Genomic DNA, 10,366 nt, shown 5'->3' on the forward strand with positions numbered 1-10,366 from the left:
TTTGAAGATTCAAATTGAAGATACCGTGTACGAAGGGACCGCAGCCGGGATCATGGAACAGCTTCGGGATCTCAGCTTTGATCCCACAGAGTTCCCAGATGTGGAGACCTACATCTGGTTTGTACAGAACAATGTCATCCGCACCACGGGAATGGACTGTCCGCTGCAGGATGGCGATGCGGAAACGCAGGCGGCAGCCCTGCTCCGTCATCTGGAACGCTTTGGCGCTCTGACGATGCTGGAGGTGTGACGTGGAGGAAAACCTGTATTTTGCCTACGGCAGCAACCTTGATCTGGAGCAGATGGCGCAGCGCTGTCCGGATGCCGAGATCGTGGGGCCGGTCAGGCTGGAAAACTACGAACTGCGGTTCCGCGGCAGCGGCTTTGCTACCGTTGCGCCGAAAAAAGGCAGTACTGTCCACGGACTGGTGTGGAAGATCACGCCAAACTGTGAACAGTCTCTGGATCGGTACGAGGGGTATCCCCGCCACTACACGAAAGAAACCGTGACTGTTAAAGACGCGGCCGGTGCAGAGATCCCCGTCATGGTCTATATCATGGCGGAGCCGTATTGCCGCCAGCCTGCACTGCCGTCCCCGTATTATTACCGCGTGATCCAGCGGGGCTTTGAAGCCAACGGCCTGCCGGTGGAGTCATTACAGGCTGCGTGGGACAGGACCGTTGACGAGGTGTTCTCCGGAAAGCTGGATAAGCCGAGGAATAAGAAATCGGAACGACGCAAAGAGCCGGAACGGTAATGGCTCTGCCGTAGCAGAAAGAAATAGCCTGTTTGCAATTTCCGCCGCGTGTGTTACAATATCCCCTGTTTGTGAAAGGGGTGCGGATATGTTTTACACGATGGAGGAAGCCGCTGTCCTCGGCGGTTTTCTGGAACTGTATCTGGACCGGGATAGCGTGGACCCGGCCGTGCGGGAACGGCACCGGAAATTCCGGCAGGGACTGATGCGCGGCGCTCTGGAACGGGCCGATTATGAATGGGCGGCTGCGACGCTGGGATTCCTGCGCCCCCAATGGTGGCAGGAGCATGAAGATCATCGGGCGTTGGAAAATGCCCTGCTGAAGACCCGGACGCTGGCATCCAAAAAAGAATAAGAATCACCATTTGCGGCAACGGCAGTGCAAACTGCTGCTGCCGCTTTTCTTTTGGGAAGGAGGAACCCATATCAGCACAGGAAAAATGAAAGTCCTTGTGGTGCGCCCCATGGAAATGCCTGAAGTGCAGGAGATCGACCACACCCTTTCTGCCATGCAGGAGCTCGTAGGCGGCACCATTCAGGCAGTCTACCCCTTCGATGACCCGGTGGCGCTCGTCTGCAATGATGAGGGCAAGCTGCTGGGCCTGCCGTGGAACCGCGCCCTGACCGATGATCACGGTGTGCCGTATGACATTGTCTGCGGCACATTTTTTGTTGCCGGTCTTAAAGAGGATGATTTTGCCTCGCTGACGGAGCAGCAGATCGAAAAGTACAAGGACAAATACAGCAACGAAATGATCCTCTCTGTTCCGAAACAGCCGGAGGCACATAAGAAACCAATGAAAAAGGAGAAACATGAATATGAAAGATAACTGCATTTTGACCGCTGAGTCAGTCACCGAGGGACATCCCGACAAGCTCTGCGACACCATCGCGGACGCGGTGGTGGATGCCTGTCTGGAGCAGGACGCCGCTGCCCGCGTTGCCTGCGAGGTCATGGCAACAGCCGGAAAGATCATCGCCGCAGGCGAGATCACGGCAGTGAAGATTCCGGACATCCCTGCCATTATTTGCAGAACGGTGCGGGAAGCCGGATATGGCGGCAGCGACTATGAAGTGGAGGTCATCACCCATGAGCAGAGTCCCGACATTGCGGAAGCTGTGTGCGGCGGCACGGAGACCGGCGCAGGAGATCAGGGAATCCTGTACGGTTTTGCCTGCGATGAAACAAAGGAGCTGCTGCCTCTGCCTGTGGTGCTGGCCCATCGACTGACCCGCCTGTTGACCGATACCCGCAGGCAGGGTATTATCCCCGGCCTGCGTCCGGACGGCAAGGCGCAGGTGTCTGTGGAATACCGCTCTGGAGTCCCGTACCGCGTTGCCGCAGTGGTGGTATCCTGCCAGCATGAGGAGGGGCTGCCCCTGCCGGAACTGCGCCGGGACATTCTGCGCCATGTGATCCGACCCGCCATGCAGGGACTTCCGCTGGACGAGCATACCGAAGTGCTGGTCAATCCGTCCGGTCGATTTGTCCAGGGCGGTTTTGAAGCGGACACCGGACTCACCGGACGCAAGCTGATGGTGGACACCTACGGCGGCCTCGCCCCTCATGGCGGCGGCGCGCTGTCCGGCAAGGATGGAACGAAGGTGGACCGCAGCGGCGCGTACATGGCCCGTTACATTGCCAAGAATATCGTAGCGGCAGGACTGGCCAAGCGCTGCACCATCAGCCTTGCCTATGCCATCGGCAAGGCACAGCCTGTGGCGGTGACGGTGGATACGGAGCATACCGGCATCTATTCCGATGATGTGCTGGAACAGGCTGTCTGCACGGTATTCAACCTGACGCCGGACGGCATGATCGGAACGCTGGGACTGGATCAGCCCATGTTCCAAAAGTTCTGCAATTACGGACACTTCACCCATGCGGACGCGCCCTGGGAGCGCACGGATATGACAGAGGTGCTGGAATGTGCCTGTCGTGCCAAGGACATGGGCGTATCGCACCGATAACAGAAAAGGCCCGCGAGAGATCGTCTCTCGCGGGCGTATTATCACTGCACGGAATCCTTGAATGCCTTGCCGGGCTTGAAAGCCGGCGCTTTGGAAGCGGGGATTTCAATGGTGGCTCCAGTGGCGGGATTCTTGCCGGTGCGGGCGGCGCGCTCTTTCACCTCGAAGGTGCCAAAGCCCAGCAGCTGTACCTTGTCACCGGACTTCAACGCAGTCTGCAGCGTGTCGACAAACGCATTCAGAGCGGTGTCACAGTCCTTCTTGGTCAGGCCGCTGGCTTCCGCCATAGCGGTGATCAGTTCTGTTTTATTCATCGTATTTCGTCTCCTTCATATCTAAAATGACTGGAAATGATATGCGCTATTATAGCAGACTCCCCACCTGCTGACAATACTGCCAGCAAAAACAGAATCAGAGAGGATGATCATGATTTCAAAAGAAAAGAAGAACACCCTGCATATTGCGTCCTGCTCCTTCGGCAAAGACAGCCTTGCCACGATCCTGCTGGCGCTGGAGCACGGGGAACCGCTGGATGAAGCGGTCTACTGTGAGGTGATGTTCGATAAAAGGACCTCCGGCGAGGTGCCGGAGCATCGGGCATTCATCTATGAGACTGCGCTCCCCAGACTGGAACGGTTGGGCATCCCGGTCCGTGTGCTGCGTTCGGATAAGACTTATCTGGATTTGTTTGCAGGAACAGTTACTCGCGGTCCGAAAAAAGGACTTCGGCGCGGATTCCCTCTGTGCGGGCATTGCTACGTTCAGCGGGACTGCAAACTCCGTCCCATCCGCCGGTATAACAGGACTCTGACGCCGGATACTGTGCAGTATGTGGGCATCGCCAGCGATGAGCCGGTGCGCTTGTGCCGCTTGCAGAAAAATCAGGTGTCCCTGCTGGAAAAATATCACTACACCGAAGAGGATGCAAAGCAGCTCTGCCAAACGGCAGGGCTGCTTTCTCCAGTCTATGCGTTCACAGACCGTGGCGGCTGCTGGTTCTGCCCGAATGCCAAGCGGAAGGAACTGCGGCACCTCTATGACCACCATCCGGAGCTGTGGGCGAAAATGCTGGAGCTGCAGGCAATGCCGGGAAAGGTGTCCGAGAAATTCAACCGCACGGAGCGCTTTTCCGACATCGATGCGGCATTCCGAAAAGAAGATGCCCTGTGCCCAAAAGCGGCATAAAAAAGAAAAAGGAGATGAGAACCATCAGCAATCAGAAATATGAGATCACAGACATGGCCCATGAGGAATATCCGTTCCTGCACCGCATCCGTGCGCTGCGGGATATCTGCGGTGAGATTTGCGCAGGCGACATAGGCGGTTTCGTGGAAAGCGAAAGCAACCTGTCCGCAGAGCCGGGAGACTGCGCGTGGATCTTCGATGACGCCATTGCAGCGGGCAATGCCTATGTGGATTGGGACGCCTGTCTGCGGGGTGATGCCATTGCCTGCGGCAGCGCCTATGTTTCCAAAGGCAGCGTGATGAGCGGCCACAGCCGCGCCGAGGACAACGCCTATCTCCGCGGGGCCTCCATGACCGGAAAAGCGCTGGCTTCCGGAAACGCGCAGATCATTCACGATCCCCATACGATGGGGACTCCCATCCTGTCCGGCAACTGCAAGGTGTATGGCACGGTGCAGGGGGATATCCGCATCACCGGTTCTGCCGTGATCCTGCCCTGCGAGGAAGTCCGCAACGATACAAGGGATACCTTTGTCCTGAGCGGCAAGAGCCGCAGCGTGATCCGCGGCATCGGGCGTGAGACCTTGAAACCTCTGCAAAAAGAAGTAAGTCCTATGAAAACAAAAACGCCAAAGAAACGAGGTGTGGAGCGATGACCGTGTATGAGCAGGAGCTGCGAAAGCTGTTTGAACACAGCAATCTCGTGGATCGGCCTCAATTCTCCGGGCGTGTGTGCGTGGGAGATCTCGGAAAGGACCTGCGTGTACGGGCGGAGTTTCTCTCTACCCATATCTCCAGCCAATATGACGCCATCCGCCTCACGGTGCTCAACCGCACGGAGGGCGTGGTGGACCGGACGCTGCTGCGCTTTCAGGATGTCTGGGGTAAAAAGCAGGTGCCGAACAATCCCAACTTCCGCAGCGGCGTCATTCCCCACCTGTGGGATGACTACGGAAAAGTGGAATGGTACGCCTATCATCCCACTGCCGCGGACTATGCCGCTCTGCGGGATGCCGTCGGTCAGTATCTGTCCGCATTCCGGGAGCGCACGCCGGAGCTGGAACGGAGCGGCCCCAAGCTGGTCTATATCTGTGCTCCGCTGCGGGGCGATGTGACAAACAATGTGGAGTTTGCGCGGCAGAAAGCGCAGGAGGTGTTTGTGGAGGGAAATATCCCTATCTGTCCGCATCTGCTGTTCCCGCCTGTCGCAGATCCCGACGATCCCGCCCAGGATGAAAAAGCCAGGGCGATGGGACTGCGCCTGCTGGAATCCTGCCAGCAGATGAATGTGTACGGTCCGGTCTGGACGGATGGGATGTGGCAGGAGATCTATAAAGCCGGTGAGCTGGGCATCCCCGTGTTGACGGATCAGAAAACCATTGGCCGGACGCCGCCTGCACGGCATCCCAAAAGAAAGGAGAGATAAATGCCAATTGAGAGGATCACTGCGGACGATCTGCGGGATATGGAGCATCAGGAGGGACTGGTGCTGCAGGGCTGCGGCGGAGAGGCGCAGGAGTGGCTGGATGGCATCAATGACCTGCTGACGCAGGACGGCATCCTGCAGAATGGCAGCCGCTTTGAGACGGTCAAGGTTTTTCAGCACGATGGACTCAACAATCTGCTGTTCCCCTTCGAGAACATTCAGGTGGATATGGGGAAGCTGGCGATGTGGCGTTTGCAGACCCACGGCGCATTCGGCGGCACATGGCTGTCCGACTATGTTCCCAACAGGCTGGGCGGGTTTCGCTCCGCCCGGCAGGAGAACCCCCGCCCTCTCTGCCCTCTGCTGGGGCAGGACGGCAACATCTTCCATCTGATGGGTATTGCCGCCAGAGTTCTTCGGCAGAATGGCATGGCGGCAGAAGCAAAGGAAATGCAGACCCGCATCATGGGCGGAGCGTGCCACAGCTACGAGGAAGCACTGGGAATCATCAGCGAATATGTGGAGACGGAGCTGTCTCCGCCCCGCGAAAATCGAACGAAAAAGAAGGAGAAGCATGAGCATGAGCGATAATCAGAAATGGAGCATCCTCCAGGGTGATGCCCTGAAGGTGCTGGGGACCTTTGCCCCCAACACCTTTGACGCTGTCATCACCGATCCGCCCTATGCGTCCGGTGGGCGCACCCAGACGGAGAAAAACAAATCCACAGCCAGAAAGTATTCCAGCATGGGCGAGAACGCACCGCCCCCTTTCGATGGGGACGCCAAGGACCAGCGCTCCTGGACCCGCTGGGCGGCGGAGTGGTTGTATGAAGCGCGAAAGGTATGCAAGAGCGGTGCGCCGGTATGTATGTTCATCGACTGGCGGCAGCTTCCCGCGGCGACAGACGCTCTCCAGTGGGCCGGTTGGATCTGGCGCGGCACCGCAGTTTGGGATAAGGGCAACAGCCGCCCGCAGAAGGGGCGCTTCCGTCAGCAGGCGGAGTATATCGTCTGGGGCTCCAACGGCGATATGCCCATCAGCCGTCCGGTCCCGTGTCTGCCGGGGGTGTTCAAATACGGCAATCCCCAGAGCCGCATCCATCTGACGGAGAAGCCGCTGCAGCTGATGCGGGACATTGTGAAGATTACGGAACCGGGCGGGCATATTCTGGACCCCTTTGCCGGCAGCGGTACCACGGTGCTGGCGGCTGTGCAGGAGGGCTATACCGCCACCGGCATCGAAGTCACAGACACCTATGCGGAGCTGGCACGGGAACGTATTCGGAAGGAACTGGCGTGCGCCGCCTGAGCCTGCGCTGTGTGGCAACAGCACTTGCTATGCGCCTCTTGTGGCATTCTTTGTAGAGGAGCAGACGAGCTATTATCAACAGGTAGAAGGATTCGTCCTTCCCTTCGACGCAGCTCGAACTACTGCACGAAACAGCAGGTAGAAAACGGAAGAGATCGAGCGTTGATTCAATATTTGAACGGGCAGGGTGTCTTGATGACACCCTGCCGTTTCTATTTTGGGTGTTACATTGACACCCTGTGCGGAAGGACCCTGCGAAACCGGATGTCTGGCGCTGCTGCCAGACATTTCTTTTTTCTGGAAAAGGTGCGGACCGTGTCCGCCTGTATTGGAATCAACCTACCTCTCAAAAAACGCCCCGCCGACGGCGGGGAACAGCCAACGCCGCCGTGGGCGGCGCTGGCGCAAGCATAGCGTTTGTATGACAAACGCGCTTGCTGGGGGCATCCCCAGTCCCCAATGCCGCCTGCGGGCGGAAGATTTTGCGGCAGCGCCGCGGGAAAGGAGGGCGATATGCCCGAAAAAACACACATGATCTCCGTCCGGCTGACCGACGCGGAGCGCAGGAAGCTGTCGCAGATCTGTGCCGTTTCCGGCCTGCCGGTCAGCGCGGCGATCCGGGAGATGATCGGCGGCGTTACCATCCGCCAGCGGCCGCCGCAGGAGCTTCACGACCTGTATGTGGAGATCAACCGCATCGGCAAGAACATCAATCAGATCGTCCGGAAAGCCAACGCCGGTTTTGCTACGAAGGAGGATATCCGGGAACTGAAGTTTCTGATGCGGACGATAGAGACAAAAATGACAGAATTGGTGAAACAGTAATGGCAGTCACAAAAATCCTTGCCCGCAGAGGCGGTTTGGCTCAGGCCATTGCCTATGTGGTCAACGGTGACAAGACGGAGGAACAGGTGTTGACTGCCACGCAGGGGTGCTCAATCAAAAGTGCCTGCGCCGAGATGCAGGATGCCAAGATCCGCTGGAACAAAACAGACGGAGTGCAGCTCTATCATATCATCCAGTCCTTCCGTCCGGGCGAGATCGAGCCGGAACTGGCGCTGGAGATCGCGCAGGAATTCGTGCGGGAGCATCTGCCCGGATACCAGGCAGTCATCGGCATCCATACCGACCGGGAACACATCCACGCCCATATCGCATTCAATTCCATCAACCAGCTCACCGGAGAAAAATATCACAGCAACGCCCGAAGCTACTACCAGCAGATCCGTGCCATTTCAGACCGGCTCTGCCGGGAGCATGGATTGTCCGTCATCGTGCAGGGCGCGCCTGCCAGGTCGGTCAGCTACATTGAGTGGCTGCGCCAGTCCAAGGGGCAGCCCACCTTCCGTTCCATGCTGGAGGCAGATCTGCGGGATGCCATCCGGGACGCCAACGACCTCGGCCACTTCTTCCTGCTCATGGAGCATAAGGGGTATGAGATCCATCATGGCGGCAGGCTCGGCTTCCGCCTGCGGGGGCAGGAGCGATTCCAGTACCCCGGCAGGCGAGATCCGCCGTTCACAGAGGACGGAATCCGTGCTGCCATCCAGGGCAACCTGGAACAGATCGAAGCGGGACTGCGTCCTGTCTTGCCTGCGCGTCTGGCGTATCAGCCATATCGGAAGCATCCCAGATACAGCGGTTTTCTCGCCCTCTATGTCCATTATCTCTATCTGCTGGGCAAGATCGAAAAGCGGCAGTATCCGCCCCGCATGACGCCGCATCTGCGGCAGGCGGTCATGCGCTTTGAACGGTATCAGGCACAGTTCGCGTTCCTGCGGGAAAATGACATCACAACGCCTGCTGACATGGCGGCATTCGAACAACGCACAGAGGAAACGCTGGGCAGATTGACAAGGCAGCGGACCCTCCTCAACGTGCGGAAGAAGAAACGCCTGCCGCTCTACGCGGCGCTGGCAGACGCGGAGGCGCTGGAACCCAGCAGGGCGTTATACGAGGAAGGGCTCACCGGCATGGAGCAGGAGTTTGAGCAGTATATGAAAGCCGTGAAGCTGCTGGAGGACAGCGGCATTCCACAGGAGGTGCTGAAGGAAGAAAAGGCAGAGGTGTATGAGCAGCTCTCAGAGGTGAATCGGAATATCCGGGCGGAGCGGGAAAAGCTGAAGCTCTGCCGGGAGATCTGCCAGCAGACGCCTATAATGGAGCAGGACATCCAGAAAACAGAAGAACACCAGAAGGAGGTGCGGGAACATGAACATCGGAGGCGGTGAAGCGGCGGACCAGCTGGTACGCATGATGCTCTCCGGCAGCGAGGTCGCTGTCCGGCTGAGCGGCTCCGCCATTAAAAATGTGCTGGCGCTCACCATGGCGCTGGCGGAAAAACACAAGACCATTTCCGGCAAAGTCAATCTGGCAAAGATGCTGAAGGAGACCCGCGATGTGCGGCGGTTCGCCATGTCTCCAGAGCAGTATCAGCAATTCAGGCAGCGGGCAGGAAAACAGAAGATCCTGTTCTCTGCCATCCGTGATTCGGATAACAAGGGAAAAGTCGTGGATGTGATCATGCCGGTAACGGAGGTCGACCGCGCCAATATGATCTTTGAGCGCATCCGATATACCGGGCAGCCGGAGCAGGCGCGGCAGGATGCCCCCTCTAAGGAGCAGGAAGCCCGTGTGGGACAGGAGGCGCCGCAGCGCGAGCAGCAACGCCCCCAGCAGGGGGAAACGCCTGTGACACCGTCTGCGGGCAAGCGGCAGGAGGTGGCGCCAAAAAAAGAATCTCGGTCGGGAACAGACTTGCCAGATACCAAAGGCAGATCGACCTCATCCAGCGGCAGGGAAACGACTGCCGGGACGATGACGAGTGAGCGGCCTTCGGTTCTGGAACGGCTGAAAGGCTATCAGGCGCAGCTCGATACCCGGCAGAAGTCTGCCCCGGCCAAGGAAAAGGTCCGTCAAAAAGTACGACCGGACAGGACAAAGTAAGAAAGCCGTTTCGTCAGCAAGGCCGGCAGAGTGGAATGCTCTGCCGGCCTCGTATTTTTTATGCAGGAGGTGATGCGGCTGAAAAAGACATCCCAAACAACGGATCTGGTACTTGCGCTGTTCCTCTATATCCCTGTGATATGGGCGGCGCTGCTGATCGCCCAGTCCCTTGGCGGCGGTCTGCCGGAGCTGCTATCAAACTTAACTGCCGCGCTGGAACAGCCCTTCCAGATCCAATGGACAGACAAGAGTCTGTTGTCCATTCTCGTCTGCACCGGCGCGTATCTCATGGGGCTGTGTCTCTATGCTTCCGGACAGGGCAGGACACGGGACGGAGAGGAACACGGCTCCGCCGCATGGGGCTCGCCCCGGCAGCTCAACGCGCAGTTCCGTCAAAAGCAGAACAAGATCCTCACCCGCCATGTGCGGCTGGGGCTGGATACCCACAAGCACCGGCGCTCACTGAATGTGCTGGTCATTGGCGGCAGCGGCGCGGCCAAAACCCGCGGCTATGTCAAGCCCAACATTCTGGAAGCAAACAGCAACTATGTGATCACGGACCCGAAGATGGAGGTGCTGACCGCCACCGGAGGGTATCTGAAACGGCAGGGATACGACATCCGAGTGCTGAATCTGGTAGATCTGTCGCAGTCAGACGGCTATAACCCGTTCCGCTACCTGCGGGATGAAAAAGACGCGCTGAAGCTGGTCAACACGCTGATCCAGGCAACGACGCCCAAGGGCAGTCACGAGTCCGATCCGTTCTGGTCG

General features: G+C 58.2%; 15 protein-coding genes. 14 read left to right on the forward strand and 1 reads right to left on the reverse strand.

Annotated features, from left to right (window positions below; all coding sequences use genetic code 11):
* The first annotated feature begins 1 nt into the window (after window position 1).
* The 5 genes from ACQRD3_RS06190 (at window position 2) to metK (ending at window position 2,729) form a co-directional block, all read left to right on the forward strand.
* On the forward strand, window positions 2–250 hold the full coding sequence (locus ACQRD3_RS06190) for a hypothetical protein (RefSeq protein ID WP_427780453.1): 249 nt from the start codon (window positions 2–4) through the stop codon (window positions 248–250).
* A 1-nt stretch (window position 251) separates the two neighbouring features.
* Complete coding sequence (locus ACQRD3_RS06195; protein WP_347564066.1) at window positions 252–758, forward strand: gamma-glutamylcyclotransferase family protein; 507 nt, start codon at window positions 252–254, stop codon at window positions 756–758.
* An 88-nt stretch (window positions 759–846) separates the two neighbouring features.
* Window positions 847–1,113: a hypothetical protein gene (locus ACQRD3_RS06200; RefSeq protein WP_427780455.1), complete on the forward strand. Its 267-nt coding sequence runs from the start codon at window positions 847–849 to the stop codon at window positions 1,111–1,113.
* A gap of 85 nt (window positions 1,114–1,198) precedes the next feature.
* The gene (locus ACQRD3_RS06205) at window positions 1,199–1,588 is read left to right on the forward strand and encodes a DUF3846 domain-containing protein (RefSeq protein ID WP_235254765.1); all 390 of its coding nucleotides are present in this window, start codon (window positions 1,199–1,201) and stop codon (window positions 1,586–1,588) included.
* Entirely contained in the window at window positions 1,578–2,729 is a 1,152-nt protein-coding gene (gene metK, locus ACQRD3_RS06210) for a methionine adenosyltransferase (protein WP_427780457.1), read from the forward strand. The genes ACQRD3_RS06205 and metK overlap by 11 nt, the downstream gene beginning before the upstream one ends.
* A gap of 41 nt (window positions 2,730–2,770) precedes the next feature.
* On the opposite strand, the gene ACQRD3_RS06215 is transcribed toward metK, so the two are convergent.
* Complete coding sequence (locus tag ACQRD3_RS06215; protein WP_116722047.1) at window positions 2,771–3,043, reverse strand: HU family DNA-binding protein; 273 nt, start codon at window positions 3,041–3,043, stop codon at window positions 2,771–2,773.
* Between the two features lie 112 nt (window positions 3,044–3,155).
* On the opposite strand from ACQRD3_RS06215, the gene ACQRD3_RS06220 reads away from it, so the two are divergent.
* The 9 genes from ACQRD3_RS06220 to ACQRD3_RS06260 form a co-directional block, all read left to right on the forward strand.
* Window positions 3,156–3,914 carry a phosphoadenosine phosphosulfate reductase gene (locus ACQRD3_RS06220; protein WP_427780459.1) on the forward strand — a complete coding sequence of 253 codons (759 nt, stop codon included), beginning with the start codon at window positions 3,156–3,158 and terminating at the stop codon, window positions 3,912–3,914.
* A 14-nt stretch (window positions 3,915–3,928) separates the two neighbouring features.
* Complete coding sequence (locus ACQRD3_RS06225; RefSeq protein WP_427780461.1) at window positions 3,929–4,570, forward strand: hypothetical protein; 642 nt, start codon at window positions 3,929–3,931, stop codon at window positions 4,568–4,570.
* Window positions 4,567–5,340 carry a hypothetical protein gene (locus ACQRD3_RS06230; RefSeq protein WP_427780463.1) on the forward strand — a complete coding sequence of 258 codons (774 nt, stop codon included), beginning with the start codon at window positions 4,567–4,569 and terminating at the stop codon, window positions 5,338–5,340. The genes ACQRD3_RS06225 and ACQRD3_RS06230 overlap by 4 nt, the downstream gene beginning before the upstream one ends.
* A complete protein-coding gene (locus ACQRD3_RS06235; RefSeq protein ID WP_116722049.1) occupies window positions 5,341–5,931 on the forward strand; it encodes a hypothetical protein in 591 nt (196 codons plus the stop codon).
* Window positions 5,921–6,649: a DNA-methyltransferase gene (locus ACQRD3_RS06240; RefSeq protein ID WP_116722050.1), complete on the forward strand. Its 729-nt coding sequence runs from the start codon at window positions 5,921–5,923 to the stop codon at window positions 6,647–6,649. Before ACQRD3_RS06235 ends, ACQRD3_RS06240 begins: the two co-directional genes overlap by 11 nt.
* Window positions 6,650–7,162: 513 nt before the next feature.
* A complete protein-coding gene (locus tag ACQRD3_RS06245; RefSeq protein ID WP_427780465.1) occupies window positions 7,163–7,474 on the forward strand; it encodes a plasmid mobilization protein in 312 nt (103 codons plus the stop codon).
* Window positions 7,474–8,880 (forward strand): relaxase/mobilization nuclease domain-containing protein, encoded by a 1,407-nt coding sequence (locus ACQRD3_RS06250; RefSeq protein ID WP_427780466.1) that lies wholly within the window; start codon window positions 7,474–7,476, stop codon window positions 8,878–8,880. The genes ACQRD3_RS06245 and ACQRD3_RS06250 overlap by 1 nt, the downstream gene beginning before the upstream one ends.
* Window positions 8,861–9,595, forward strand: coding sequence for a DUF3801 domain-containing protein (locus ACQRD3_RS06255; protein WP_427780467.1), 735 nt, complete (start codon window positions 8,861–8,863; stop codon window positions 9,593–9,595). Before ACQRD3_RS06250 ends, ACQRD3_RS06255 begins: the two co-directional genes overlap by 20 nt.
* Before the next feature lie 72 nt (window positions 9,596–9,667).
* On the forward strand, window positions 9,668–10,366 hold a 699-nt coding region (locus tag ACQRD3_RS06260; RefSeq protein WP_427780468.1), incomplete at its 3' end, for a type IV secretory system conjugative DNA transfer family protein.

This window comes from Candidatus Pseudoscillospira sp. SGI.172 (assembly GCF_050313575.1).
Classification (GTDB): domain Bacteria; phylum Bacillota; class Clostridia; order Oscillospirales; family Oscillospiraceae; genus Vermiculatibacterium.